This is a genomic window from Duganella sp. Root198D2, from assembly GCF_001428585.1.
Taxonomy (GTDB): Bacteria; Pseudomonadota; Gammaproteobacteria; order Burkholderiales; family Burkholderiaceae_D; genus Rugamonas.
On the sequence record NZ_LMIC01000023.1, the window covers coordinates 321,444 to 348,063 of the forward strand.

At 63.0% G+C, this 26,620-nt stretch carries 19 protein-coding genes and 1 pseudogene; 14 read left to right on the top strand and 6 right to left on the bottom strand.

Annotation, left to right across the window (positions count from 1 at the left end; genetic code table 11):
• Positions 1-81 precede the first annotated feature (81 nt).
• The 8 genes from ASE26_RS19100 to fusA all read left to right on the top strand — a co-directional run bounded on the left by ASE26_RS19100 (position 82) and on the right by fusA (position 7,473).
• On the top strand, positions 82-861 hold the full coding sequence (locus tag ASE26_RS19100) for a TatD family hydrolase (protein ID WP_055923508.1): 780 nt from the start codon (positions 82-84) through the stop codon (positions 859-861).
• A complete protein-coding gene (locus tag ASE26_RS19105; RefSeq protein WP_055923505.1) occupies positions 861-1,547 on the top strand; it encodes an ankyrin repeat domain-containing protein in 687 nt (228 codons plus the stop codon). The genes ASE26_RS19100 and ASE26_RS19105 overlap by 1 nt, the downstream gene beginning before the upstream one ends.
• A 94-nt stretch (positions 1,548-1,641) precedes the next feature.
• Complete coding sequence (locus tag ASE26_RS19110; protein WP_055925138.1) at positions 1,642-2,553, top strand: methyltransferase domain-containing protein; 912 nt, start codon at positions 1,642-1,644, stop codon at positions 2,551-2,553.
• 108 nt (positions 2,554-2,661) lie between these two features.
• Positions 2,662-2,859 carry a hypothetical protein gene (locus ASE26_RS19115; protein WP_055923502.1) on the top strand — a complete coding sequence of 66 codons (198 nt, stop codon included), beginning with the start codon at positions 2,662-2,664 and terminating at the stop codon, positions 2,857-2,859.
• Between the two features lie 244 nt (positions 2,860-3,103).
• Positions 3,104-3,721, top strand: a complete 618-nt coding sequence (locus tag ASE26_RS19120) for a 2-dehydro-3-deoxy-6-phosphogalactonate aldolase (RefSeq protein WP_057246741.1) — start codon at positions 3,104-3,106, stop codon at positions 3,719-3,721.
• Positions 3,718-4,644 (top strand): aldose epimerase family protein, encoded by a 927-nt coding sequence (locus tag ASE26_RS19125; protein WP_057246742.1) that lies wholly within the window; start codon positions 3,718-3,720, stop codon positions 4,642-4,644. The genes ASE26_RS19120 and ASE26_RS19125 overlap by 4 nt, the downstream gene beginning before the upstream one ends.
• A gap of 39 nt (positions 4,645-4,683) precedes the next feature.
• Entirely contained in the window at positions 4,684-5,274 is a 591-nt protein-coding gene (locus ASE26_RS19130) for a flavin reductase family protein (protein ID WP_055923493.1), read from the top strand.
• An 84-nt stretch (positions 5,275-5,358) separates the two neighbouring features.
• A complete protein-coding gene (fusA, locus tag ASE26_RS19135) occupies positions 5,359-7,473 on the top strand; it encodes an elongation factor G (RefSeq protein ID WP_055923490.1) in 2,115 nt (704 codons plus the stop codon).
• 20 nt (positions 7,474-7,493) lie between these two features.
• Here fusA and ASE26_RS19140 read toward each other — a convergent pair whose 3' ends face one another.
• From ASE26_RS19140 to ASE26_RS19150, 3 genes are all read right to left on the bottom strand, one after another.
• Entirely contained in the window at positions 7,494-9,743 is a 2,250-nt protein-coding gene (locus tag ASE26_RS19140; protein ID WP_156409965.1) for an EAL domain-containing protein, read from the bottom strand.
• A gap of 5 nt (positions 9,744-9,748) precedes the next feature.
• The gene (locus ASE26_RS19145) at positions 9,749-10,228 is read right to left on the bottom strand and encodes a hypothetical protein (protein ID WP_055923484.1); all 480 of its coding nucleotides are present in this window, start codon (positions 10,226-10,228) and stop codon (positions 9,749-9,751) included.
• A 61-nt stretch (positions 10,229-10,289) separates the two neighbouring features.
• Positions 10,290-14,081, bottom strand: a complete 3,792-nt coding sequence (locus ASE26_RS19150) for a CHASE domain-containing protein (protein WP_055923481.1) — start codon at positions 14,079-14,081, stop codon at positions 10,290-10,292.
• A gap of 118 nt (positions 14,082-14,199) precedes the next feature.
• Between ASE26_RS19150 and ASE26_RS19155 the strand changes: the two genes are divergently transcribed.
• Complete coding sequence (locus ASE26_RS19155) at positions 14,200-14,667, top strand: hypothetical protein (protein ID WP_057246744.1); 468 nt, start codon at positions 14,200-14,202, stop codon at positions 14,665-14,667.
• Here the strand turns inward: ASE26_RS19155 and ASE26_RS19160 are convergent.
• Positions 14,664-16,631: a U32 family peptidase gene (locus tag ASE26_RS19160; protein ID WP_057246745.1), complete on the bottom strand. Its 1,968-nt coding sequence runs from the start codon at positions 16,629-16,631 to the stop codon at positions 14,664-14,666. The two genes, ASE26_RS19155 and ASE26_RS19160, sit on opposite strands and share 4 nt — an antisense overlap.
• Positions 16,632-16,664: 33 nt before the next feature.
• On the bottom strand, positions 16,665-17,573 hold the full coding sequence (locus ASE26_RS19165; RefSeq protein WP_055923472.1) for a LysR family transcriptional regulator: 909 nt from the start codon (positions 17,571-17,573) through the stop codon (positions 16,665-16,667).
• 182 nt (positions 17,574-17,755) lie between these two features.
• Here ASE26_RS19165 and dkgB point away from each other — a divergent pair.
• Together dkgB and ASE26_RS19170 are read left to right on the top strand one after the other, a co-directional pair.
• Positions 17,756-17,978 (top strand): annotated as a pseudogene (dkgB, locus tag ASE26_RS30095) (2,5-didehydrogluconate reductase DkgB); the annotation flags it as partial.
• Positions 17,979-18,066: 88 nt separating this feature from the next.
• A complete protein-coding gene (locus tag ASE26_RS19170) occupies positions 18,067-18,342 on the top strand; it encodes a hypothetical protein (RefSeq protein WP_156397794.1) in 276 nt (91 codons plus the stop codon).
• On the opposite strand, the gene ASE26_RS19175 is transcribed toward ASE26_RS19170, so the two are convergent.
• On the bottom strand, positions 18,343-21,516 hold the full coding sequence (locus ASE26_RS19175) for a di-heme oxidoredictase family protein (protein ID WP_055923466.1): 3,174 nt from the start codon (positions 21,514-21,516) through the stop codon (positions 18,343-18,345).
• Between the two features lie 29 nt (positions 21,517-21,545).
• Here ASE26_RS19175 and ASE26_RS30745 point away from each other — a divergent pair, with 29 nt between their 5' ends.
• Genes ASE26_RS30745 through ASE26_RS19185 form a run of 3 tightly spaced genes read left to right on the top strand, consistent with a single transcriptional unit; the run spans position 21,546 to position 26,569 of the window.
• Positions 21,546-21,830: a hypothetical protein gene (locus tag ASE26_RS30745; RefSeq protein ID WP_156409966.1), complete on the top strand. Its 285-nt coding sequence runs from the start codon at positions 21,546-21,548 to the stop codon at positions 21,828-21,830.
• On the top strand, positions 21,827-23,596 hold the full coding sequence (locus tag ASE26_RS19180) for an AI-2E family transporter (RefSeq protein ID WP_057246746.1): 1,770 nt from the start codon (positions 21,827-21,829) through the stop codon (positions 23,594-23,596). The genes ASE26_RS30745 and ASE26_RS19180 overlap by 4 nt, the downstream gene beginning before the upstream one ends.
• A 12-nt stretch (positions 23,597-23,608) precedes the next feature.
• Positions 23,609-26,569, top strand: a complete 2,961-nt coding sequence (locus tag ASE26_RS19185; RefSeq protein WP_082591411.1) for a sensor histidine kinase — start codon at positions 23,609-23,611, stop codon at positions 26,567-26,569.
• The last annotated feature ends 51 nt before the right edge of the window (positions 26,570-26,620 follow it).

Below are 26,620 nucleotides of genomic sequence, written 5' to 3' on the forward strand. Positions count from 1 at the left end.
TGGCGCGGCCAAGTTGGTTTGGTGTTGGCATTGGACTGCCGGGATCAGGAAAAGTTCCGCAGTTTTCGATAGAATGCCGGAATGTTTATCGATTCCCATTGCCATATTGACTTCCCGGAACTGTCTGCCCGGATGCCAGAAATCCTCGCCAAGATGGCGGAAAACAAGGTCAGCCACGCACTATGCGTTTCGGTCGACTTGCCCGATTTTCCGCGCGTGCTGGCGCTGGCGGAGCAGTATCCGCACATTTACGCTTCCGTCGGCGTCCACCCTGACTACGAGGACACACCTGAGCCCAGCGTTGAACAGCTCGTGGAGCTGGCCAGGCACCCGAAAATCGTCGCTATCGGCGAAACCGGCCTTGACTACTACCGCTTGCAAGGCGACCTGGAATGGCAGCGCGAACGATTCCGCACCCATATCCGTGCCTCGCGCGAGTCGCGCAAGCCCCTGATCATCCACACCCGTTCCGCCTCGGAAGACACGATCCGCATCATGCGCGAGGAAGGCGCCGGCACCGGCAATGGTGGCGTGGCCGGCGTCATGCACTGCTTTACCGAGTCGCTCGACGTTGCGCGCGCCTCGATGGAGCAGGGCTTCTATATTTCCTTCTCCGGCATCGTCACCTTCAAGAGCGCAAAGGAGCTGCAGGCCGTGGCGCTGGAAGTGCCGCTGGAACGCATGCTGATCGAGACCGATTCGCCCTACCTGGCGCCGGTACCGTACCGTGGCAGGATGAACGAGCCGGGCTATGTGGCCCACGTGGCGGAATTCATCGCCAGGCTGAAGGGCGTGCCGCTGGAAAAGGTGGCCGAACAGACCTCGGCCAACTTCTTCGAACTCTTCAAGGCAGCCGCCTGATGGGCGGCCGCCGCTCGGTATTGGTCCTCCTGGCCGGGGCCGCGCTGGCGATGCTCACCGGGCCGGCCGGCGCCAGCCCGGCAGCCGGCGAAACCGAGGCTGAAGCCGACAAAGTCTCGTTCTTCCGCGCCGTCCAGATCAACGATGACCGCACCGTCAAAGCGGTGCTCGCGCGTGGCCTGGACCCGAACCTGCATGACCCGGAGCGCGCTGAAACCGGCCTGATACTCGCCCTGCGCTACGACGCGATGCGGGTCGTCAAGGTGCTGCTCAGCCATCCGAAGCTGAATGTCGACGAGCAAGCCTCCAATGGCAATACCGCTCTGTTAATGGCGGCTTTCCAAAAGAACAAGCCTGCCGTGCTGGCATTGCTGGAAAAAGGCGCACAAATCAACCGTCCCGGCTGGACCGCCCTGCATTACGCCGCCGCCGCCGGCGACCTGGACATCATGAAGCTGCTGCTCGAGCGCCACGCCGCCATCGACGCCACGTCGCCGACCGGCACCACGCCCCTGATGCTGGCCGCCCGCGAAGGGCAGGAAGACGCTGTCCAGTTGCTGCTGGAAGAGGGCGCCAACGCCACCCTGAAAGACCGTGCCTGGGGCGAGAATGCCGCCGAATTTGCTGTTCGCGCCCAAAAACCGTGGATAGCGGAACAGATCCGCAAGCACCTCAGCCGCAAATAAGGCGGTATTTCCCTTTCATATCGTGCAAATGGCCAAGCGTGCTTGGGGCGACAATCCTATTGTCGAAAACCCACCGCGCACCCGCGCCACTGCCATGCTGAACGAACGCGAAATCGAAAGCTGCTACCTGGGCCAGTTCATCCCTGTGCATTACCATCACAATATGCTGATGGATGCCAACCGCATGCACAACTTCAAGGCGGCCATCGATTTCGTGGTCAAGCCTGGCATGAAGGTATTGGAACTCGGCGGCGGCACTGGCGTGCTGTCCTTCTTCGCCGCGCAGAAGGCAGGCAAGGTGTATTGCGTGGAGTTCAACCCGGATATGGTGCAGGAAGCGCGCAAATTCCTGGCCATCAACAAGAACGGCGAGCGGGTCGAAGTAGTGCATGCCGACGCCTTCGAGTACCTGCCGCCGGAACCGGTCGACCTCGTGATCTGCGAAATGATCCACGTCGCCATGCTGCGCGAGAAGCAGGTGGAAGTCATCGAACACTTCAAGCAGCGTTACCTGGAGCGTTTTGGCGGCCCGCTGCCCATTTTCATGCCGGAAGCGGTCCTGATGGCGGTGCAGCCGGTACAGCAGGAATACGATTTCGATGGCTTCATTGCCCCGATCGTGCAATTCCAGCAGCCGGGCCAGATCCAGAATGGGACGGTAGAGCTGTCGCAGCCCCAGGTCTATTCCCTGATCGACTTCACCCAGCCCAACGACATGCTGTATCGCTGGGAAGGCCAGTTTACCGCCGAGCGCGACGGCCAGCTCAACGCACTGCGCTTCATCACCAAGAACATCCTGGCCGTGGTGCCGGAGCGTAACAGCACCATCGACTGGCTGAACCACTACATGACCTTGCCGCTTGCGGAGCCAGTCCAGTTGCGCGCCGGGGAAACGCTGCAGGTAAGCTTTGCGTATCGCGCCGGCGGCCAGATCCAGTCCCTGCAAGCCAATATGCGCGCCGTGCTGCTGCGGGACACGGCAGCTTTGCCGGCCTTTGCAGCTTGATCCCGGTTTTTCGCGATCTGTCGGCCTAAACTGCAACTGGTCGCATGACCGTTGTCCGGGCCGGACGTCCGCTATACAGTTGCCTCAACTTCAATCGGAGGTACTGGGATGTTCGGCTTCATCTTATGGCTGTTGTTGTTGTTCCTGTGCTGGCCATTGGCCTTGCTCGCCCTGGTCCTGTATCCCATCGTCTGGCTCCTGCTGCTGCCATTCCGCCTGCTCGGCATTGGCGTTGATGCGGTGTTCGGACTGCTGCGCGCCATCGTGATGCTGCCGGCCCGGGTGCTGGGCGGTGCACCGCGATAGTTTTTCCAGCGCGTATCGTAAGCACGCCGCGCCAGCCGCGCTGCTACGATGGCCCATCGAACAACAACGGGCCCGGCACTGGCGGCGCCAGCCGCCATTTCTCTACCGGTGCTGCACCTGATCGCGTCGCAGGAGCGGGGCGCGCCATACCGCGAAGTTGCGTAAATGCTCGGCTATGGGACCGGGTTGATCGATCCGACCAAGTATATTACGCGGCGCTGGCGCGCTTCATGGAGGCGATCTGATGAGCCCAATCGACCAATTCCAGCCACCGCTGATGGCGATCCTGCGCGGGTTAACGGAAGCGGAGGCCGCCGCTGTTGCGGCAGCCCTGTTCTACAGCGGATTCCGGCTGCTGGAGGTGCCGCTGAACCGTCCGGGTGCGCTGGAGTGCATCCGGCTGCTGGACAGCATCAAACCAAGTGATGCCCTGGTCGGCGGCGGCACCATGACGTCCGTTGCCCAGGTAGACGCGGTGCACGCTGCCGGCGGCCGCATCATGGTCGCGCCCAATTTTGACCCGGCGGTCGTGGCACGCGCACGCGAGCTGGGAATGCTGACCATGCCAGGCGTAGCCACCCCGACCGAAGCGCTGGCGGCACTGGCAGCCGGTGCTGACGCGATCAAATGGTTTCCGGCTGAGACGCTGGGGCCGATCGGCCTGCGTACCGTGAAGACGGTGTTGCCGCCCTCGGCAAGGGTATGGCCGGTCGGTGGCGTGAGTGCGGGCAACTTGCATGAATGGTTGCGTGCAGGCGCCGATGGCTTCGGCATTGGCGGGCGCCTGTATGAGCCTGGCATCACCTTACCCGAACTGGAGTCCAGGGCAAGCGAACTGGTCGCCGCCTGGCGCGCCCGATGAAACCGCAGGTCGACAGCCGCCTGTTCGGAGAACTGGCCAATGGCGAACCGGTCATGGAATTTACGCTCGATAACGGGCAGGGGATGCTGCTGTCGGTCCTCGACTATGGCTGCATTATCCGCAGCTGGCGGGCGCTTGGCCGTCACGGCGCACCGGTGGATTTCGTGCTGGGCTTCGACACCTTGCTCGACTACGAGCGCGACACGGCCCGCTTCGGCGCGCTGGTCGGACGGCGTGGCTTGCACAAGCGCTGCTGGCAGGGGCGTGCCAGCAGCGATAATGAGGTGGCGCGCCTGACCCTGTGGCGCCTCAGCCGCGATGGCGATGAGGGCTATCCCGGCAACCTGCTGCTGATGGTGGCCTATGAGCTGAGTGTGGCCGGTGAGCTGCGCTGCTGCTACCAGGCGCTATGCGACCAGCCCACGCCGGTGGCCATCAGCCAGCATAACTATTTCAACCTGGCCGGCGAGGGCACGACCCTCGGGCATGAACTGTGCATCGATGCCGCCCACTACCTGCGGCTCCGGCCGGACCCGTCGCTGGCTGGAGAATTGCGGGACGTTGCTGGTGGGCCTTTCGACTTCCGTCTCAAGCGCAGTGTCGGCGAAGGTTTGGCGCAGCCCGACCCGCAACTCGACCTGGCCGGCGGCTACGACCATGATTTCGTGCTGGCGGGCGGCGCCGGCCCGAAAGTTTGCCTGGCCGACCCGGGGTCCGGCCGCCAGATGGACATATATACCGATTGCCCAGGCTTGCACCTGTATAGCGGCAACCGGCTTGACGGTACGCTCGCGGGCAAAGGACGCGACTTCATCAGCCACGCCGGCTTGTGCCTGATGCCGCTGCATTTCACGGATACAATCTGCCACCCCGGCGCGCCCTACAGTGCCGGCACCCGCTATGTGATGGACCGCTGGCGCTGAGTGGCCTGCAGGGAATCCGCTGCGGCGCTAGAATGGGCGATGACCCAGCAATTTGAATACTTCAAGCCGGTCGCCCTGGAGCACGCCAGCCGCCTGCTCAACCACGGCCCGACCGTCCTTGTCACCAGCGCCCATGCAGGACGCCGCAATATCATGGCAGCCGCCTGGTCGATGCCGGTAGAATTCACGCCGCCGCGCATCGCCATCGTGATCGACAAAAACACCTTCAGCCGCGAGCTGATCGCGGCCAGCGGCGTGTTCGCAGTCTGCATTCCCGGTGCGGCAGCAGCCGACCTGACCTATGCCGTCGGCACCGCGAGCGGCCGTGAAGGCGACAAGTTCGACCGTTTCGGCATCGTGTTTCGGGCCGGAGCGGCGACTGGTGTGCCGCTGCTTGCCTCAGGCTGCGTGGCGTGGCTCGAATGCCGCCTGATCCCCGAGCACCATACCGAAAATGCTTACGATACCTGCTTCGCTGAAGTGGTGGCAGCCGCAGCCGACGAACGTGTTTTTTCTAACGGGCATTGGTCGTTCCGCGAGGACAATGCCGACCTGCATACCCTGCATCATCTTGGTGCCGGAAATTTCGCGCGCGCGAGTGCGATGATAAAGGCGAAAGCATTCCCTTGATTTATTGCTGAGCCGCCCAATCTTCGCTCTCCTGTTACTGATAGAATCGAAGATGCCCACAAGGCATCGTTCAAGGAGATTGTGATGAGCCGCAAGACACCTATCGAGCGTTACCGCAACATCGGCATTAGCGCCCACATCGACGCTGGCAAGACCACGACGACGGAGCGCATCCTGTTTTACACCGGGGTCAACCATAAGCTGGGTGAGGTGCACAATGGCGCCGCGACCATGGACTGGATGGAACAGGAGCAGGAACGCGGCATCACCATCACCTCGGCAGCGACCACCGCCTTTTGGAAAGGCATGGGCGGCAATTTCCCCGAGCACCGCATCAATATCATCGACACGCCGGGCCACGTCGACTTCACGATTGAGGTCGAGCGCTCGATGCGCGTACTCGATGGCGCCGTCATGGTGTATGACTCGGTTGGCGGCGTACAGCCGCAATCGGAAACCGTCTGGCGCCAGGCCAACAAGTACAAGGTGCCGCGCCTTGCCTTCGTCAACAAGATGGACCGTGTCGGGGCGGATTTCTTCCGCGTGCAGCAGCAGATCAAGGATCGCCTGAAAGGTACCGCCGTGCCTATCCAGATTCCGATCGGCGCCGAGGAAAACTTCCACGGCGTGGTCGACCTGGTCAAGATGCGCGCCATCATGTGGGACGACGAAACGCTGGGCGTCAAGTTCAGCTACGAGGACATTCCCGCCAACCTGCAAGAGCTGGCGCAGCAGTGGCACGAGCATATGATCGAAGCTGCCGCCGAAGCGACGCCGGAGCTGACGGAGAAATACCTGAACGGCGAAACGCTGACGGAAGACGAGATCAAGGGCGCGCTGCGCGAGCGCACGATCCGTAACGAGATCGTGCCGATGCTGGCGGGCAGCGCCTTCAAGAACCGCGGCGTGCAGGCCATGCTGGACGCGGTGATCGAGTACTTGCCGTCGCCGGTCGACGTGCCGGCGATTGCCGGCCACGATGAGGACGACAACGAGATCGAACGCCATCCGGCGGATGACGAGCCTTTCTCTGCGCTTGCCTTCAAGATCATGACCGACCCGTTTGTAGGCCAGCTGACCTTCTTCCGCGTGTATTCGGGCATTGTGAATTCGGGCGACACGGTCTACAACCCGACCAAGGGCCAGAAGGAGCGCCTGGGCCGGATCCTGCAGATGCACGCCAACGAGCGCAAGGAGATCAAGGAAGTGTTCGCTGGCGACATCGCGGCCGCGGTGGGATTGAAGAACGTGACCACCGGCGACACGCTGAGCAATCCGGACAAGGTGATCATCCTGGAAAAGATGGTCTTCCCCGAGCCTGTGATTTCGCAGGCGGTGGAGCCGAAGACCAAGGCTGACCAGGAAAAGATGGCGATTGCCCTGAACCGCCTGGCGCAGGAGGACCCGTCGTTCCGCGTCCATACGGACGAGGAATCGGGCCAGACCATCATGTCCGGCATGGGCGAGCTGCACCTGGAAATCCTGGTGGACCGCATGCGCCGCGAGTTCAGCGTCGAAACCACAGTGGGCAAGCCGCAGGTGGCCTATCGCGAAACCGTCACCAAGGCGGTCAGCGATATCGAGGGCAAGTTCATCAAGCAGTCAGGCGGCAAGGGCCAGTATGGACATGTCGTGCTGAAGGTGGAACCGATGGAAGCAGGCAAGGGCTTTGAATTCGTCGACGCCATCAAGGGCGGCGTGGTGCCGCGCGAGTTCATTCCGGCGGTGGAGAAGGGCATCCGCGAGACGCTGAACAGCGGCGTACTGGCGGGCTACCCGGTGGTCGACGTGCGCGCCACGCTGACCTTCGGCTCCTACCACGACGTGGACTCGAACGAGAATGCGTTCCGCATGGCCGGTTCGATGGCCTTCAAGGAAGGCATGCGCAAGGCCGATGCGCAATTGCTGGAGCCGATGATGCACGTCGAGGTGGAAACGCCCGAGGAATTCATGGGCAATGTGATGGGCGACCTGACCACGCGGCGCGGCATGGTGCAGGGCATGGACGAAATCCCCGGTGGCGGCGGCAAGCAGGTCCGCGCGCTGGTGCCGCTGGCGGAGATGTTCGGCTACTCCACGTCCCTGCGTTCGCTGACGCAAGGACGGGCTACCTACACCATGGAGTTCCAGCACTACGCGGCGGTGCCGAAGCATATCCTCGACCAGGTGGCGACGGCGCGCGCATCAGCGCGGCACTGAGCCGGGTACTAAACCGGGTACTAAGCCGGTTCGAGCAAGGCCGCGAATTCATCGGCCGGGACAGGGTGGCCATACAGGTAGCCCTGTCCCTGTTCGCAGCGCAGCAGCTTGAGCAGCTTGGCTTCTTCTTCTGTCTCGATCCCTTCGGCTACAACCTTGAGGTCAAGGTTGTGCGCCAGGGACACCACCGTGCTGACCAGGCCCATATAGCCGGCATCCTGCGACATGCGGGTGACAAAGGAACGGTCGATCTTCATCACGTCCACCGGCAGGCTGACCAGGTAGGACAGCGAGGAATAGCCGGTGCCGAAATCGTCGATCGCCACCGGCACGTCCAGCGCCCGCACCTTGCTCAGGATTTCAACCACGCGGTCATGGTCGGACACCAGCGAGCTTTCCGTGATTTCAATCGACAGCGGCTTGTTGTCGGCGCCGGCCGTGTGCAGGGCGTGCTCGATATCGTTGACCAGGGAATCGCAGCGGAACTGGGCCGGCGCGACGTTGACGGCAATCTGCGGCGGCTGCAGGCCCGCATCGTACCAGGCGCGCCAATCCTGCATGGCGCGCTGCATCACCTGGCGCCCGACAGCGATCACCAGGCCGCTGCGCTCCAGTTCCGGCACGAATTCAGACGGCGGCACCAGACCGCGCACGGGATGGCGCCAGCGTACCAGCGCTTCGGCGCCGGTCAGCTTGCCGGTGCGCAGGTCGATCTTCGGCTGGTAGAAGTTGACGAACTCCTGGCGCTCCAATGCTTCGCGCAACTCCACCTCAAGGCTGATCTGGCGTGCCACGACGCGGTCGGCGGCGCGGTCGTACTGGCCGAAGCGCAGGTCAAGGTCGCGCGCTGCCGACAGCGCATCCCAGGATTTCACCAGCAGTTCATCGGCGGTGGTGCCATCGTCCGGCAGTGCCGCGGCGCCGGCGTTGATGGCGCACCAGATCTTGTGCTCCTTGACCTGGTACGCCCCTTGCAGCATCGGCACCGCCGTTTCCTGTATGAACTCGGCCGCTGTCTGGGTGCCGTGTGCCGGCAGGAACACCGCAAAGCGGCCGACACCGACGTGGGCCAACAGCATGCTTTCCGCCACCACCGAGCGCAGGCGCTGGGCAATATGGCGCATCAGGCCGACGGCGGCGGCATTGCCGTAGGCGGAGCTGATTTCGTCGAAGCGGTTGATGTTGATCTGCAGGACCGTGCCGCGCGCGTCGGAAGCGGCCAGGGCGGCAATTTCTTCCTCAAACTGCAGGCGGCTTGGCAGGCCGGACAACACATTGGTGCGCGCCAGGCGATGCATCTCCTGGGCATTGACCAGGCGCTCGATGCCGTAGCTCAGCTCGTTGCTCAGCTCGCCGGCGCGCTCGCGGTAGAAGGCGTCGAAATGCTGTTCGCGGCGCGAATAGAAGGTCGCCACACCCCAGGGCTGGTTATTGACGAACAGCGGCACCGCCATGCAGGAAGCGATTTCGTGGCCCTTGCGCGAACCCGATTGCACCCGGCCGGTAGACAGCACATGGGCCGCCAGTTCGGCTGCCAGCCAGTCCGGCGGGGCTTCGCCCACGCTCCAGTGGCGCTCCTGGCCTTCACGGCTGGCCGAAGCGAACAGGTACAGCGTGCCGTCTTCGGCGCAGCGGCTGATGGCGGCGCAGTCCAGGCTGGGCTGGTGCGCTGCGAGGCGGCAGGCGTCGAGGCAGAGCTGTTCCAGCGTGCGCGAGCGGGGAATCAGGGCGCTCAGGCGCGACAGCAGCACATAAAAATTGTCATGGCGGATCAGGGCCCGTTCTTTTTCCACCTCAGTGGTGACGTCGATCGCGGAACCGCCGGTGAAGGACTCGCCATTCACATTGATCGGGAACTTGTGCACCAGCCAGTGGCGCTTGCCTTCGTCCGTGGTCTCCATGGTCTTGGTGACGTCCGGGTTTTCCAGGGCAGTGCCATCCTGGTACTCGAAGCCGCTGCCCATGACGTAATCGCCGGCGGCGTCCTTGATCCACAGCGGCGCCGGAGCATGCTCTGCAAAACCGGCCAGGAAACCCCGGGCGCGGTCCAGGCCCTGGCGCAGGCTTTGCTGGGTACGCACGCAGGCGGCCAGGTCGGCCAGCGCGCTGTGCTGCTCGTCCGAATAATTTTCCGGCAAATAGGAGAACAAGAGCGCTTCATCCGCCAGTGCCTCGGCCGGCACCGGCTTTCCGCACACAAAACCAGCCAGTCGCTGCAATTCCTCGAGCGGGCTGGACTGCAAGTGTTCAATGGATGCGCGCTTGTTCATGTCAATCACAGCAGTTTGAACTTGAGCTGCACGGATAAGGCACCATGCAGACGTTCCTTGTATGTAGGTACGATAGCAAAGTTAACGCCGACGCGTTGGTATTCCACGCTGACAACTGGAATCGCCGCGAGGAACCATCCGCCATCGCGCATTTTCGGGTAGCCATTAAAGCCGCCGACCACCGCGCCCAGGCGCACCGGGCCGATGGCCCAGGGCTGGTAGTAGACGCCGGCGTAATTCGACATCTGGCGGTCGCTGTTGTGGAAGCGGCCGGCAGTGAGGGAAGCAACGGTGGAAAAGCGGTATTCGGCGCCGAATCCGGGATTGGTGTCGTCGAAACCTTTGTCGCGCTGGAAGTGATAGGAGTAGAAACCCGGATTTACCCAAAGTTCGGATAAGGGCTGGTTTTCAATCGCGGAAAAGGTGTCGGCAAACGCCGGCAGCGACAGGGCAGCAAAAGTAGCCCCGATCAAAAGCTTTTTCATTTATTTCCAAAAATTTAATGACTGCGGGTGAATTATAGCGTTTGTGGCAATTCGTGAGATTTCAATTGCGTACCTTGCCGTGAACAAATTGTAAAATTGTTGCAATTAAGTCATCTCCATCGACCGGTTTGGCGACGAAACCATTCATGCCGACGGCATCGCATTCGGCACGCTCGCCAAGGGTGACGCCGGCGCTCATGGCAAGTACCGGCAGGTCCAGTCCCAACTCCTTGCGAATGGCCTGGGTTGCACTGAAGCCGTCCATCACCGGCATTTGCACATCCATCAAGACCAGGTCGACCGGCTGCTGGCCGCTGCGCAGGAAATCGAGCGCCTGGGCACCGTTTTCAGCGATATGGACGCTGGCGCCGACCGCCTCAAGCATGCTGCGTGCGACCAGCTGGTTGAGCGCATTGTCCTCGGCCAGCAGGATCGATAGCCCCTCCAGTGCCTTGCTGCCGTTGCTGAAGGCGCCGTGCCCCGCGGGCGCCGGGCTGGGCTGGGAACCCGCTTTATCTGGCGCGGCGTGCAAGGCGTGGAACAGGGCCGAACGGGTCAGCGGCCGCAATAGTTCGGGGTCCCGCCCGGTGCCGCCGGCAGCGGCCTGCGCTCCGCCGCGCAGGCAGATCCGCTGCGGCACATTGGCGCTGCGGGCGGTGCCGGCCAGGCTGCTGTCATAGACCAGCAGGTCGTAGTTGGCGCGCGCCAGTGCGGCCACGATGCCGGCCGCCGAGTCGACCGTGTCGCAACGCCAGCCCCAGCGCGCCGCCAGCTGCACCACGTCGTCATGCAGGTGCGGCTTGGGATCGGCGTACAGCACGCGCCAGTGGCGGCGTGCCCCCGTCAGCGCATACGGGTCGGGCAAATCGCCTTCGCGCAGCGGCATCAGGAAGGTGAAGGTGGTGCCGCGGCCCGCTGTGCTGCTGACCTCGATCGTGCCACCCATCATTTGCGCCAGCCGCTGCGAAATCGCCAGCCCAAGCCCGGTGCCGCCGTAGCGGCGCGCCATCGAAGCGTCGGCTTGGCTGAAGGGCGTGAACAGGCGTTGTATCTGGTCCGGGCTGATGCCGATCCCGGTATCACTCACGTCCCAGCGCAGCATGCCGGGCTCGGACGGGTCGCGGCTGGCGTGCACGCTCACCGTGCCGCTGTCGGTAAACTTGAGGGCATTGCTGACCAGGTTGAGCAGCACTTGCTGGACCCGCTGAACATCGCCGTGCAGCGAGACCGGCACTTCCGCTTCCACGCACAGCGACAGGGCCAGTCCTTTGTCGGCACTGGTCATGGCCATGACCGCGCCCAGCGCGCACAGCACGTCTTCGACCAGGAAATCATCGTCGGCCAGCTCCAGCTTGTTGGCCTCGATCTTGGAAAAGTCCAGTACATCGTTGAGCAGCGCAAGCAGGGAGCGTCCGGCGCCGGACACCATGCCCAGGTACTGGCGCTGCTCCGCATTGAGTGGCGTGCGCGCCAGGATCTGGCTCACGCCAAGAACCGCGTTCAACGGCGTGCGCAGCTCATGGCTGATATTTGCGACGAAGGCGCTCTTGGCTGCGCTGGCCGATTCAGCCTGCGTCTTGGCGTCGTTCAATTCCTTTTCGGCAGCCTTTTCGGCCGTGACGTCGCGCATGATCATGGCGAAGCCGATGCAGTTGCCCGGCTCGTCGTGCACCGGGAACAGCTGCTTCAGGCCGAGGAAGGTGCTGCCGTCGCGGCGGCGGCGCAGGGAGGTCGACTCGTACTGGCCATGCTCCAGCGCCAGCGCCATGCTGCGCGTGGCATGGCTCTCGGTCGACAGGACCCGCAGCGGCTGGCCGACAATTTCCGCAGCCTGGTAGCCAAACAGCTTTTCGGCGCCATCGTTCCAGGTGGTGATGGTGCCCGCCGGATCGAGCAGCACGATGGCGTGGTTGCGGATATGCGAAGTGAGCAGCTTGAAGCGTGCTTCGGATTCTTCCAGGCTGGCGGTCTGCTGTTCGAGCTGCCTGGCCGACTGATCCTTGGCGCGCAGCGCTGCAATGCGTTCGTGCACCAGGTTGCGGCTGGCGCCGAAAAACAGCAGGCTGATCAGGGTACCCATTACCAGCACCAGGAAGGATTTGCCCTGGTCGACCGAGGCATCGAACAGGGCGGTCGGGTGCACGTTCAGGGCCCAGGATTGGCCGTTGTCGCCCACCGGTACATATTGCAGGCTGGACAGGCGGGTAAAACTCTGCCCGGTGCCGCTGCGGGCGCTGGTGTACATGAGCTGGCCCTTGGTGTCCTGGAAGTAGACGTCGAGCCGGACTTCGCGCAAGCCATTGCCGAAGATGCCCTCCATCAGGTCGCCCATGCGGAAGGGAATATAGACAAAGCCGTGCAGCTCACGGTGCCCGGCCGCATTGTTGTGATACACGGGATTGAACATGAGGAAACCTGCCTGCTTGGGCCCGGCGATTTCCTGGACCAGGGTTATCGGGCCGCTGGCGGTCAGTTTCCCGCTTTGCATGGCGGCCACCATGGCATCGCGCCGCGTCGGCTCGGACATCATGTCGTAACCAAGGGCAGCCTCGTTGCGGTGCGACCGAGGCTCCAGGTAGACGACGGCCGCATGCAGGTCGCGATCGCCTTCCGGCCAGACCCGCAATTCCTTGTTGAGTGCAGCTACCGCGCCGGCGGGAGCAAAGCGCGCGAAACCGACGCCGAGCACGCCGGGATACTGGGTGGTCACATCCAGTCCCGCAATGAACTGTGTCCATTCGTCGCGCTCGACGCTTCTGGAGGCGTCGAACAGTGCCGTGCCGGCACGCAGCAGCGATTCATATCCCTCCATGCGCAGGCGGACGGTCTCGCGCACATTGTCGGCAGCGCGCTGGAAGCGTTCACTGGTACGCGCTTCGGTGTCATAGGTGATCCAGCCCCAGGCGCCGACAGTCAGGCTCATGCAGGCCAACAGGATCAGGATTGGCGTCCAGACATAGCTCTCCGCCAGGCCCGGGTCTTCTTCCGTGGCGAGGACCCAGGCCAGGATGCTGCTGATGGCCAGGTAGGTCGAGAGCGACAGCAGCGAATGGTGCAGCACGCCGGAAACAAAGGGGCCGTGGTCCATCACCGTGGCCGGAATGGCGATGCCGGAAATGACAGCCAGCGCGATGCGCACCATGTCGCGCCAGCGGTTGACCGCGGCCAGGCCCAGGAAGAAAAGCAGGCAATACGGCAGGAACTGGGCCGCGGCGAGATGTGAATCGCTCAGGAAAACAGCCAGCGTGGCAAGCAGCAGGGTGGCCAGGAACACCAGTTGCCCCGGCAACCATTGCGGCCAGGCCGGGCGTGCGGGAATTGCCATAGCCAGCGGGGCGAGCAGCAGCAGGCCAAGGAAGTCGCCGGTCCACCAGGTGGCGGCGACCTGCCAGGTCAGCGCGGGGGGAATGATGCCGGACAGTACGAGCGAGAGCACGCCAACCACGGCCGATGCGAGGGCGGCAGCGGCGGCCACGCCGCCAAATTTATACACTTCGCGCTGGCGCTGCAGCGCGATGCCGGCAATGCCAAGGTGCCGCAGCAGCCCGTGCGCCAGCAGCGCTTCTGCCGTATTTCCAAGCGCAATCGTCAGCGAGACCGTCAGCAGCACCGGCAGCGAGGCCACGTTGTTGTTATGGAAGACCGCCAGGTTGGCCAGGAAGGCACCAGCAATGATGGCGGGCCAGAGCTGGCGCCCAAAGCGCAACAGCAATACCAGCGCAAAACCGGAAGGGGGCCAGATCGGGCTGGCATTGCTTTGCGCCAGTGCGAGCATCAAGCCGAGGCGCGCCAGCAGGTAGTACGCTCCAGCAGCGAGCAGCAGGACTGTCAGCGTACGCAGGCGATATGGCATGGCTTCGTGGGGAGGTCGGCGGTGATGTCTTTATATCACGGAAGATGTATAAGGCTGAAATGATGTTGTCACAATTACCCCTTAGCATGTCAATATGCAATTGACTCCAGAAAATCGAATGCGCGTGCGTGCCACGGTCTTCAGCAAGACCGATGCCGGCCGGGTCGAATTTGTCCAGCGCAGCGCCGGACTGAGCGCACGCCAGCGTTCGGTGCTGATCCTGATCGACGGCCAGAAGGCCTTGGGCGAGATCGAGACCTGGCTGGGCGAAGAGGAAATGCTGGAGGCGGTCGAAGCCTTGTTGCGCAAAGGCCTGGTGGGCATTGCATCCGCCCCGGCCGCGCTGCCGGCCCGTCCTGCCGCCGGGACCGCAGCGCTGGCAGCCGCGCGCGATTTCATGGTGGCGGCGGCGCGCAAGCATCTGGGCCTGATGGCGGCAGACCTGGTGCGCCGTATCGAACATGCGAAGGACGAAAGCCAGCTGGCCGGTGTCATCGGCCTGTGGCATGTGTCTTTACGCGAATCCAAGACCGGCAAGCCCTGCGCCGAGGGCTTGCTGGCGGAAGCGCGCGCCTTGCTGGCTTAGTTCGGCCGCTTGCGGTGGAATACCAGCGGACTGTACGGTACCGCCGATGGAGGAGGGGAGTTCAGGATGCCTGGTTTCATCGCGCCAACCACGTGCATCTCGCACGGCTTGCAATCGAAGCGCAGCGTGTAGGTATGGTCGCCGCTGACCAGGGTCATCGGTTCAGCCTTCACCTGGCCCTGCACACCCTGCACGCCTTTCGCCTGCTTCGGGCACAGGTTGAACGAGAAGCGCAGGCAATGCTTGGTAATCATCAGCGGCACTTCGCCCGCTTCCTCATGCGATTCGTAAGCCGCGGCAATCAGCTGCACGCCGTGCTTGTGATAAAACTCGCGCGCTTTTTCGTTGTAGACGTTGGCCAGGAAGCTCAGTTGCGTGTCCGGATAAATGGCGCGCGGCTCGGCCGGCGCTTTGCGCTGCGGCCGCTGCCAGGCTGCCAGGCGCGCCGCTTCGTGCGCCGCCACCGCATCGCGGCGCAGGGCGTTGATCGCAGATGAAGGCACGAACCAGGGCTGCGACAACTTCAATTCCACATGGTCGGCGACAAACATGGTGTTGCCCAGTTTTGCCAGGCTGGCGCGCAAGCCGCTCTCGGCTTGTTCGGCATTCTGCGCCGGCTGCAGCGCAAGCACTGCGTCGGTGCTGCTGACGATTCCGTCCTCATCGATGATCGACAGGCGCAAGCCGCCTTCGGTTTCGGCAAGCGCCAGCTGCAGCCCGACGTGGCGATCGGCGGACTTTTTGTGCAGCGCCGCTTCCCACTGGTGGTCGCGGTTGCGGTGGATCACTGTGCCCACTTTCAGGCCGGGCAGGGTAGCCATCTGCTCGTTGGGGAACACGCGCCAGCGCTGGCCGTCTTCGGTGTCGCCCATTTTTTCGGCCTTGTTGGCCTGGATGCCGACCGTGGTGCGCTTGTTCATGTAATTCAGGCCGTCGCCGTTGGCCATCGGCGCATTCGTGATGACGTCGATATGGTCGCCGCCCAAGCGCACTACGGTGCCCAGTTCGACGCCGACGTATTTGGGCGAATCGAAAGCGCCGATATCTTCCTGGCGGCCGTTGGCGAAGTAGTCGGTATGGCCGCGGTGGAACGTCTTGTCCACGTCGGGCGTGAACAGTACACGGGTGCGGCCGCTGGCGGCCCGCGCAAACTCCGGACGGCGCTCGAGCAGCTCGTCCAGCAGCAGGCGGTAGTGGGCGGTGATGTTCTTCACATAGCCCATGTCCTTGTAGCGGCCTTCGATCTTGAAGGAGCGGATGCCGGCGTCGACCAGTGCTTCCAGGTTGGCGCTCTGGTCGTTGTCCTTCATCGACAACAAGTGCTTTTCGAAGGCAACCACGCGGCCCTGGTTGTCGGACAGGGTGTACGGCAGGCGGCAGGCCTGCGAGCAGTCGCCGCGGTTGGCGCTGCGCCCAGTGTCGGCGTGCGAGATATAGCACTGGCCGGAGAAGGCCACGCACAGCGCGCCATGCACGAAGTACTCGAGCGGAGTATCGACTTCCGCGCGGATCTGCTTGATCTTGTCGAGGGTCAGCTCACGCGCCAGCACCAGCTGGGAGAAACCGACGTCGCCCAGGAACTTGGCTTTTTCAACCGTTCGGATATCGCATTGGGTCGAGGCGTGCAGCTGGATCGGCGGCAGGTCCAGTTCGAGCAGGCCCATGTCCTGGATGATCAGGGCATCGACGCCGGCTTCGTACAGTTGCCAGATCTGCTTGCGGGCCAGGTCGAGCTCGGAATCGTGCATGATGGTGTTCATGGTCACGAAGATGCGTGAGCGGTAGCGGTGGGCATATTCCACCAGCGCGGAAATATCCTCGATCGGATTGCTGGCGTTGTGGCGCGCGCCAAAGGCGGGGCCGCCGATATACACCGCATCCGCGCCGTGCAGGATGGCTTCGCGGCCAATGTCCGCGGTTTTGGCTGGCGCCAGCAGTTCGAGCTCGTGGTCAAGCAGAGACATTCTGAGATAACCCTACAGTTGCAAGGGTGGATATTATACCGGCTCGTCGAAGCCGCGATCGCCCAGTTTTTCCTTCATGTAGTCCACGAACGACGCAATCCGCGCCGAAAGCGCTGTATTGCGGTAGTAGACGGCATTGATCGGTTGCCGAACCTCCAATGTTTCCGCTACCAGGACCTGCTGCAGGCGGCCCGCTTTGCGGTCGGCGTTACTCAGGAAATCCGACAGGCATACGATGCCCGCGCCGTGCAGCGCCAGGTGCAGCAGGGTCTCGCCGCTTGAGGTGTAAATATCCGGCGTGACGTGGACCGGCTGGCTATCCGCATCCTCCAATGGCCAGTCGTTCAAGGTCTCGGGCTGGTTGAAGCCAAGGATGGTGTGGTTTGCCAGGTCTGCCACGGTAGCGGGTGCGCCGTGCTGTTCCAGGTATGCCGGGCTGGCCAGGATACGCAGCTTGCCGGTGCCGATGGGCGTGGCGTGCAAGGTCGAGTCGCGCAGGCGGCCGATGCGGAATGCGACGTCGGTACGCTTCTCCATCAGGTCGGTGATTCCCTCATTGCTGTTCAGCTCCAGTTCCACGCGCGGATAGCGCTCACGGTAGCCATTTACCAGCGGCACGATCACGTGCAGCATGAATGGGGTGGAAGCGTCGATGCGCAGGCGCCCCGCAGGTCCCTGGCGGCGCAGGGACATCTTTTCCTCCGTCTCCTCGACCTTGGCAACGATGCTCCGGGCGCAGTCGAGGAAGGCTTGTCCTTCCTCAGTCAATTCGAGCCGGCGGGTGGTACGCCGCACCAGCGTGGTTTCCAGCTTTTCCTCAAGGCGGGTCAAGGTGCGGCTGGCGGCGGACACGGTCAAGCCCAGGCGCTCTGCGGCCGCGCTGATCGATCCCGTGGCAACAATGGCAATAAATGCCTGCATTTCGTCAAGGGTGGTCTTCATATATTTGATTATTGCTCAAATATCTTTCGCGGAAAACAGGCTTTTTCCGCAAGAGTCCGGGTACTTTCCGCCAGGGCAGGCCGTTGCCGAATCCGGCGTGGCGCGCAAGGAGCGGTTCCTGACCCCCAAGGTCTGGAACGACAACTTTGCCGCCGGCCGCCTGGTCGCCAGCCTGGAACAAATACGGCAAGGTGCTGGGCGATCCTGTAATTGCGGCCATCGCTGCGCGCCATCAGGCCACTGCTGCCCAGGTCACCCTGGCCTGGGCAATGCAGCTCGGCTACTCGGTGATCCCGTTCTCCACCAAGCCAACTGAACGCGCAGGATACGGCGGAAATCGCGGCGCTCGAGCGCAACGGCCGCATGGTCAACCCCGAAGGCCTGGCCCCGGACTGGGACCTGTAGCGCTGATACTGTTACCCGGCCTGATACTTGTGTTACGTGGCAGCGCAGACGTATGGTCGGGAGAACCGGCATCCCTCAGGAGCAAACCATGGCCAATCACGCTAACCGCTGCCTTCAGGTGACATGCAACTTTACCCATCCTTCCGCGCAGGCACTGAACCGGGTCTATGCGGCCATGTCCTTCCGCTACAGGTTTCCAAACGATGACATGTCGCTGGCGATCCAGAACCATGCCAAGCGGATGTATGCGGACGCAATGAACATCCGTGGCGGATGGATAGGGCACATCGACGTCAATACTTCGATCCGAAACAACATGGCGCCGGACACCTCCCTCAACGACCACTACACGGTACGGGCCTGATCAAAGCGACTTCAGGAAGGCCAGCAGCGCTTCGCGGTCACCCTGCGGCAATGCGGCGAAGCGTTGGCGAGATGCTTCTGCCTCGCCGCCATGCCACATGATTGCCTCGGTCAGGTTGCGCGCGCGGCCGTCGTGCAGGTACCCGGCCTTGCCGCTGTTCCCCATGACCTTGTCGCTGTAGCCGATCCCCCATAACGGCGCGGTGCGCCACATGGCGCCCTTGGCCTGGCCTTCGACGAAATTGTCGGCAAGGCCGGGGCCCATATCGTGCAGCAGCAGGTCCGTGTATGGATGGATCGCCTGGTTGCGCAGCTCCGCCAGCAGGTGTCCCGGGCCGGTACGCATTTCGACGGCGTGGCACGCGGAACAGCGCATGGCCTGGAACAGGCGCGAACCGGCGCCCACTTGCTGCGCATCGACGCGGTGTTCCTCCAGCGGGGCGACGCCTTTCGGGAAGCCGCTTGGCAGGCTGCGCTGGGCGGGAACGGCGACCAGGGCAAGGTACTGCGAGATCAGTTGCAGCTCGGGTTCGCTGACGCCGCGCTGGGCTGCGGCCGCCTTGCAGCCGGCAGGATCGCTGCTGCAACTGCGGTTCGGGTAGACCGGCGACGTGACTGCCATGTCCTGCAGCAGGGCAGCCGCGGCCTGGTGGCGCAGGGTGGCTTTGGAGGCCTTCCAGCCAAAGCGGCCGAGGCGGACGGCGCCCGTTTCCGGATCGTAGACGAAGTTGGCGACGCCCTTGACGCCGTCGGCATCCGGTGCGCTGCGCACACGGGCCAGGATATCGGCCTCGGGAATTGCTTCGAGCAGGCCGGTACCGATCATCGGCTGCGCGGCACGCAGCGATGCAATCTCCGGTGCAGGTCCTTCGTAAGCGATGGCCGGCTTGCGCAGTTCAATCGTCGTGCCATCGGCCAGTTTGGCCGAACGGGTCTCGAAACCGGCTACGCGCACCCCGGTGCCCCAGTTCTGCGGGGCACCGCTGGCAGAGACCGCATTCATCTGCACCGCAGCTCCATACAGCGGATGCGGCATTTGCTGTCCGTCCGCGCCAGTCACAGCGACCCGCACCGACATGCTATCGAGCTTCTGGTTGACTGCCAGCGGCGCTGGGCTGCGGCCATTGTTCACGTGGCAGCCGATGCAGGCGGACTGGTTGAAGCGCGGGCCCTGCAGGCCGACGGCCGGCGTGTAGCGGTCGTTGCCGGCCTCATTATGCTCGCCGCTGGTGAAGCTGGTGTGGATCAGGCGGCGGCCTTCGACGAAGCGCTGCATATTCTGCATGCCCACATTATTCTGCGGCTGCTGGAACATGAACAAGCCATTGTCCGAATAGTTGTAGGACACCGAGCCAAGGCCGCCTGACAACGTGTCCGCCGGTAGCGGCACGGAGTTCAGGCGCGGCTGCACACCGTACCAGGGCCGCAGCCCTGCGCCGACCACGTAGGTCCATTCGGCCGAGTAGTAGCGGATGCCGCCGCTATCGCCTTTGCCAAGCATGGACTCGGTGGTAGAGAACATGGAAGGCGAGACTTCGATCACATCCCCCGCCACCAGCGGCCGCGCCGGGATGTTGCCGCCGTTCGGGAAGCCGTTCGCATCCAGCGCATTCATGCCGGGATATTGTTTGATGAGCAGGGTGCAGGCGCCATTGATGCCGCCCGGTGCGGCGAGCCGGCCGGCGGCAGGATAGGGCGAAGGCGTGCAGACCTTGACATTGTTATCGACCAGTTCGCCGGGCGCCATCCAGCCGTAGCCGGTGACGCCCGGCCGGTCGATCGCGCGGAAGAAGGCGATGCCGCCGGAGAGGAAATCGACCGTCGTGTACTGGTTCACCACCAGCGTGGGCTTGCTCACGCCGGGAACCCGGCTGTTATCGACGATCTCCACGCCCCAGGTGCGGTTCTTGAAGTATTGCGGCACGAAGGTCAGGTAATTGCCGGGCCCCTTGTCGAGCGGCAGCCCGCTGGCGGGATCCACCGTTTCATTCGGGCCGTAGCCGATTTCATTCCAGTCTTCGCCACGCTCGCGGCCGTGGCGCGCGAAACCGCGGGCACCAAAGCGCGTAACGAGGGTGCCGTCGGCCAGCGTGAACTGCAGCGTCTCCAGCGGCGATGCGGCGGCCGGCAAAGGTGCGAATCCGTCGCCGTCGGCGGGGAAGCGCAGCGCCGAGGTCGCGCCAGGCTGCAACGTGTTATCGCTGCCTGGCGACTTGAACTCGACTTCGAACAGGGAATAGCCATACTGGGTGGCGCGGGCAATGCCCTGCATGCGGATATAGCGGGCATTGGCGCCGAGGTTGAAGAATTCTTCCGTGCCGCCCCGGCCGTTTGAAACCAGCCGCAGTTGCGACCAGTTGTTGCCGTCATCCGAAACCAGCAGGGAATACTGTTTGGCATAGGCGTTTTCCCAGGCCAGCTTCATATAGCCGACGGCAGTGCGGGCACCGAAATCGAACTGGATCCATGCGCCGTCCTCTTTCGCGCTTGCCCAGCGGGTGTTGGCCTGGCCATCGATGGCGGCGGCAGCTGCAAGGCCGGCATTCTCCACCGCAGACGAAGTTGCGGCAACCGGCTTCACCACCAGGCCCGGCGCGGAGGGATCGCCAGGCTGCGGCTCCGGTTGCGGCGTCGGGTTGGGGGAGGCCGGCGTGCCGGAGAACGCCTGCATCTCGAGGATCGAATAGCCGTATTGCGATGAACGTTTGATGCCTTTCATGCGCAGGTAGCGGCCCTGGCCCGCAAGGCCGGACCAGTCTTCTGTGCCGCCCTGGCTGTCCTGTACTGATTTGATGGTGCTCCAGCTTGCGTTGTCGTCCGATACCTGCAGCAGGTATTCGGAGGCGTGCGCATTTTCCCAGGCGATCGTGACCCGGTTGACCGCCACCGGTTTGCCGAAATCGAGCGTCAGGTACTGGTCGTCGGTGAAGCCGCTGCTCCAGCGTGTGCCGTCGTTGTGGTCGATGGCCGCCGCAGCCGACAGGTCGCCGCGCTCGATCGACGAAGCCGTCGCACTGGCCGGCGTCAAAGCGGTCTCGCTCGATTGCGCGCTGCTCTGCGCCTTCAATACTGTTCCCGGCGCGCCGCTGTCGTTTCCATTACCGCCGCCGCAAGCCGCCAGCACTGCTGCGAGGGCAAACGGCAAGCCCTGGGTGATCCTGTGTTTGGTCAACATGAAACCTCCTTGAGTGGAATCCTTTCCAATTGCTGGTAGGCAATATTGTCCATCTGAACAACAAAGTCAAGCGTGCGCTGCAACTTCTGCCAAACAAGCGGCATCGCAGTCAGTTTTTGTTGAAGCCGCTGAAAAGAGCTATCGCGTCCGCGCGGCGCGTGGTGTCAGGCGGCAGCAGGAAATGCGCCGCCAAGGGCAGTTTTATCACCGTAAGGAGGAAGAAGATCAAGTATGATGGCTGCCGGCGCAAATCCAGCCAGCAGACCCCTTCAAGATTTGCATTGTCCCTGATGCCTGTAGCGGAAACCGTATGAAAGTGAATTTTGCCGTCACGGCGGCTTGTGTCCTTGGCCTTCTCTACTTCGGCCGGGAGGTATTGCAACCGGTCGTAACGGCGCTGGTGTTGAGCCTTGCGCTGGCACCGCTGATTCGTTCGATGGGCAGCCTGGGCCTGTCGCGCGTCAATGCCACTTTTGCGGGACTGGCACTGGTGATCGTGACGTTTGCCGGCACCTTCGCGATGCTGGGCGCAAACGTGATGGCGCTGACGTCCGACCTGCCTGAATACACCGCCGAAATCCGTTCCAAGTCCAAATCGCTGGAGGAACTGGCCCAGCATCCGCTGGCTCGCCTTACTCCGCAACTGCTGGAAGAATCACCCTCGGCAGCACTTGAAACGGGCCCGCGGCCGGTACCGGTGGAAATCCGCGAGCACGCCAGCACCAGCGATTCGATCGCCAAGGCGATTGGCGTGGTCTCAGGCCCATTGGGCGAAGCTTTCCTCGTGCTGGTACTGATGATCTTCATCCTGCTGGACCGTGAAAATTTGCGGGACCGCGTACTGCGGCTGGTCGGCCAGCGCGAAGTGAGCCGCACGATCAAGGGCCTGGAAGACGCGGCGGAGGGTGTTTCCAGGTTCTTCTTCACGCAATTGCTGCTGAACCTGACTTTTGGCGTGGTGATCTCGATTGCGCTTTGGCTGATCGGCATCCCGCACGCCATGCTATGGGGCGCACTCTGCGCCGCGCTTCGTTTTGTGCCCTATATTGGCGCACTGATCGCTGGGGCTGCCATTGCACTTTTTGCCGCTGCGGTCGAACCTGGGTGGTCGCTTGCCATTTACGCCATTGTGCTGTTCATCGTGCTCGAAGTATTCGTTGCGAATGTCATCGAGCCGCGCGTGTATGGACACAGCGTCGGCATGTCGCCGCTGGCGGTGATTGTCTCGGCATTGTTCTGGGGCGCGATCTGGGGGCCGTTAGGACTGCTTCTCTCCACGCCGCTGACGCTGTGCATCGTGGTTGGCGGCCGCTATATCAAGAGCCTGGAGCCGATCAGCATCATGTTCGCGGAGTCGCCAAATACCAATGAGGCGCAGCGCTTCTACCACCGGGTGCTGAGCGGCGATGCGAACGCGATTATCGAGGATGCGCGCGCTTTCCTGCGCAAATCGACCTTGGCGCGTTATTGCGACATGGTGCTGTTGCCTGGCCTCGCAATGGCTGGGACGGACCTACAGACCGGCCAGGAAAGCCGTTTGCGGGCGACAGTGGCAATGGTCGCCGATGCCCTGGACGCCGGCCACGCGCCGAGCCGTGCGCGCCGGCGCAACATCTCCATGCTCGTTGAAAATGTTGGCGCCCATCTGCGGCACCAGCGCGAAGAAAGGCTGGGTCGCTGGCAGGGTTCGCTGGACGTGCCTGCACGTTCGGTCATCGTCTGCACCTCCATGCCGGGCGTGCGCGAGGAGTTCCTGAGCGAATTGCTGGTTCTGGTTTTCCGCGATGCGAAACTGGACGCACGCAGTTTCGTTCTCAATCCGGGCGGACCTGAAGACGATCCCGGGGCCGACAACCTCGTTTCCACGGTATTCGTCACGTATCCAATACAAAGCGCCCCTGCGGCCTGGATTGCAGCCGTCACCGAGCTGCGCGCCGCGTTGCCCGACGTTCAACTGGTCACGATCCGCCCTCGCGACGATGTCGGGAATGAACACGCGACTGTTGCCTCGCACGTCGACCTGGTACTCCAATCGTTTGAAGAGGCTCTTGCGTTCGTCGCGCCAAGCAAGATCGGCTAGAATGCGCGGCAGATGATCCAGCGCGCACTTCAATACCTGTTTTTCCTCTGCCTGGCGACCGTGCTGCGGCCAGCTTTGGCCGAAGCACCGGGCCCATTGCTCGTTGATTACACGCATACGGCCTGGAACGAACTCGATGGTGCGCCGGCAGGTGCCACGAAATTTGCGCAAGGCGCCGATGGCTGGCTATGGATTTCGTCGCCGACAGGCTTGTATCGCTTCGATGGCGTGAGTTTTGAACGCACCGAACGCGTCTTCGGGCACCAGCTTGAGTCCAGCAATGTGATGGCTCTGGCCGCCGCGCCGGATGGAGCGCTCTGGGTCGGATACCGCGCCGGCGGCGTATCCGTGTTCCGCAAAAATGGGGCGCACACGTATACCGAGAACGATGGCTTGCAGCCGGTTGGGGCTTTGCACATAGAGGTGGCGCCGGATGGTGCTACCTGGGTTGCGATGCGCGACGGCGTAGCGGTGCTGCCTGCGGGCGGCAAGCGCTTCCACCATCTCGGTCCGGAAGCCGGCCTGCCAACGCTGGGCGTCTTCCAGATCCTGTTTTCCCGCGATGGCACGACCTGGGTCGGGACGAACACGGGCGCCTTCTTCCGGCCACAAGGCGAGGCGCGCTTCAAGCAGGCATGGCCGCGCAAGACACTGGTTTCACTGGCTGAAGCGCCCGATGGGACCATCTGGGGCAATGATTTCGAGCGTGGCTACTACAAGATTCATACTGCTCCTCCGGCCTCGAATCAGGCAGTCCTGCCCGAGGTCGAAGGTGCGCTGATGCGGTTTGACCGCCGCGGCGCCATGTGGATCACCCAGCCCGATGGCCTTGAGCGCAGGCTTGATCCTGCAAAGCGTAGCAATCCGGCACAGCGCCTGTCAATCGAAAACGGGATCAGCGGCCCGATGATAGGGGCGCTGCTCGAGGATCGGGAAGGCAGTCTCTGGATCGCCACCTCGCAAGGAATCGACCGGCTGCGTCCGAATCGCTTACGCACAGTCCCCCTCGAAAAACAGCTGGAGTTTCCTGCACTCGTGAGCGGACCTTCCGGCGACTTGTGGGTGGGGGACTATGCAGGCGACCTGTGGAGTTTTAGCAGGGCAGGGCGCATCAAGCGAGAGGTTGCGGGGAAGCTGACCGCCAGCTATACCGGTCCGGACGGCGTGCTTTGGCTGGGAGGAATGGACGGCGTAGTGCGCCGCGCCACCGATGGCGTGATCAGCATGATTCGCTTCCCGGACGAGCTTAAAACTTTGCGTATCCACGCCATGCAACAGGATCTCGACGGCGCCTTGTGGGTCGCGATTTCTTCAGGCAAAGGTGTCTACAAGATCGTCGATGGCAAATGGATCAAGTGGGGCGGGGTGCAAGGAATCCCGGACTTGCTCACCACGTCAATGGCGCGGGACCAGGATGGCAACTTGTGGATGGCGCACTTGCGCAGCCTGGCCACCATCATCAGCAACGGCAAGGCACGCACCCTCGGCGCGGAACAGGGCCTGCAACTCGGCACGGTAATGACGCTGTACGCCGACGCAGGCAATATGTGGGCCGGGGGCGAGAAGGGTGTCGCGCTGTATCGCAACGGACGCTTTGCCGCGCTACTCGGAGAGCATGCCGAAGGGTTTCGCGGCGTATCCGGCATCGTCCGGATGCCGGGCGGCGACCTGTGGCTGCACGGTGCGGACGGATTGTATCGAGTTCCTGCCGCCGGCCTGGCGGCCTGGATGAAGGATGCCCGCAAGCCTGTCGCCTTCGAACGCTTCGACGCGCACGACGGCATGAAAGGCCATGCGCCGCAGCTGCGTCCTGTGCCATCGTTGAAGCTCGCTCGTGACGGTTTCCTTTGGTACGCAACCACCGGATCTGTCGGCACAATCGATCCCCAAAATATCCTGCGCAACCCCATTGCCCCACCGGTGGAGGTGGTTGGCGTGACCGCCAATGGCCAGCGATATGCGATTCCTGAACGTCACTTGATCCGGCTGCCGGAAGGCACCCGCAGCCTGCAGGTCGATTTCACGGCTTTGAGCCTGGCGCTTCCCGAGCGTGTGCGCCTGCGCTACCGCCTGGCAGGCATGGACCGCGAATGGCAGGAAGCAGTGGGCCGCCGGCAGGCTTACTTCACCAACCTGGCGCCGGGAAAATATCGATTCGAGGTTAACGGATCGAATGAAGATGGCTTGTGGAACAGCAGGGGCGCAGTGCTGGAAATCGATATTCCACCGACCTTTATAGAGAGCACCTGGTTCAAGTTGCTGATGGTGTTTGTCATTGTCATGACCCTGTTTATAGCCTACGCAATGCGCCTGCACTACCTGACCAGGCAGATGCAGGAACGCATGCTCGAGCGCATGGCGGAACGTTCGCGCATCGCGCGCGCCCTGCACGACACACTGCTGCAAAGCGTGCAGTCCTTGCTGCTGTCTTTCGATGCACATAGCAGGTACCTGAAGGAAGGCTCTCCGGAGCGCGATTGCCTGAACCAGACGCTCGACTTCGCAGAGAAGCTGCTGGTGGAGGGGCGCGACCAGATCCTGGACCTGCGCGCATCGGCATCGCAGGAACATCTTGAACAAATACTGGGGCAGTTTGGCAAAGGCCTGGCCGCCCACGGAGCACACGCCTTTGAAGTCAATGTCGACGGAAGCCCGCGCCAGCTGCGCCAGCAGGTGCACGACGAGTTGTACGCCATCGCACGCGAAGGGCTCTTTAACGCTTCGCGCTACGCCGGCGCCAGCCGGATCGAACTCGCCGTTGAATACAGCAGCGACTCGGTCAATGTTCGGATCGCGGATAACGGGCGGGGACTGGACGCAAGCGTCGTCGCATCCGGCCACCGCCCAGGGCATTGGGGCCTGGTCGGCATGCGTGAACGGGCAGGCTGCATCGGCGCAGAGATCGAGATCGACAGCAAACCGGGCGAGGGGACGACGATCTCGGTCACCGTTCCAGCCCAAAAGGCCTATTAGCGGCCGGCGAACTGCCTTTGCGGCGCGCTCAAAAAGAGCCGATAATAGCGG

Coding starts and splice junctions, on each gene's coding strand:
- ASE26_RS19100 (WP_055923508.1), top strand. CDS start 82: ATGTTTATCGATTCCCATTGCCATATTGACTTCCCGGAACTGTCTGCC.
- ASE26_RS19105 (WP_055923505.1), top strand. CDS start 861: ATGGGCGGCCGCCGCTCGGTATTGGTCCTCCTGGCCGGGGCCGCGCTG.
- ASE26_RS19110 (WP_055925138.1), top strand. CDS start 1,642: ATGCTGAACGAACGCGAAATCGAAAGCTGCTACCTGGGCCAGTTCATC.
- ASE26_RS19115 (WP_055923502.1), top strand. CDS start 2,662: ATGTTCGGCTTCATCTTATGGCTGTTGTTGTTGTTCCTGTGCTGGCCA.
- ASE26_RS19120 (WP_057246741.1), top strand. CDS start 3,104: ATGAGCCCAATCGACCAATTCCAGCCACCGCTGATGGCGATCCTGCGC.
- ASE26_RS19125 (WP_057246742.1), top strand. CDS start 3,718: ATGAAACCGCAGGTCGACAGCCGCCTGTTCGGAGAACTGGCCAATGGC.
- ASE26_RS19130 (WP_055923493.1), top strand. CDS start 4,684: ATGACCCAGCAATTTGAATACTTCAAGCCGGTCGCCCTGGAGCACGCC.
- fusA (WP_055923490.1), top strand. CDS start 5,359: ATGAGCCGCAAGACACCTATCGAGCGTTACCGCAACATCGGCATTAGC.
- ASE26_RS19140 (WP_156409965.1), bottom strand. CDS start 9,743: ATGAACAAGCGCGCATCCATTGAACACTTGCAGTCCAGCCCGCTCGAG.
- ASE26_RS19145 (WP_055923484.1), bottom strand. CDS start 10,228: ATGAAAAAGCTTTTGATCGGGGCTACTTTTGCTGCCCTGTCGCTGCCG.
- ASE26_RS19150 (WP_055923481.1), bottom strand. CDS start 14,081: ATGCCATATCGCCTGCGTACGCTGACAGTCCTGCTGCTCGCTGCTGGA.
- ASE26_RS19155 (WP_057246744.1), top strand. CDS start 14,200: ATGCGCGTGCGTGCCACGGTCTTCAGCAAGACCGATGCCGGCCGGGTC.
- ASE26_RS19160 (WP_057246745.1), bottom strand. CDS start 16,631: ATGTCTCTGCTTGACCACGAGCTCGAACTGCTGGCGCCAGCCAAAACC.
- ASE26_RS19165 (WP_055923472.1), bottom strand. CDS start 17,573: ATGAAGACCACCCTTGACGAAATGCAGGCATTTATTGCCATTGTTGCC.
- ASE26_RS19170 (WP_156397794.1), top strand. CDS start 18,067: ATGGCCAATCACGCTAACCGCTGCCTTCAGGTGACATGCAACTTTACC.
- ASE26_RS19175 (WP_055923466.1), bottom strand. CDS start 21,516: ATGTTGACCAAACACAGGATCACCCAGGGCTTGCCGTTTGCCCTCGCA.
- ASE26_RS19180 (WP_057246746.1), top strand. CDS start 21,827: ATGAAAGTGAATTTTGCCGTCACGGCGGCTTGTGTCCTTGGCCTTCTC.
- ASE26_RS19185 (WP_082591411.1), top strand. CDS start 23,609: ATGATCCAGCGCGCACTTCAATACCTGTTTTTCCTCTGCCTGGCGACC.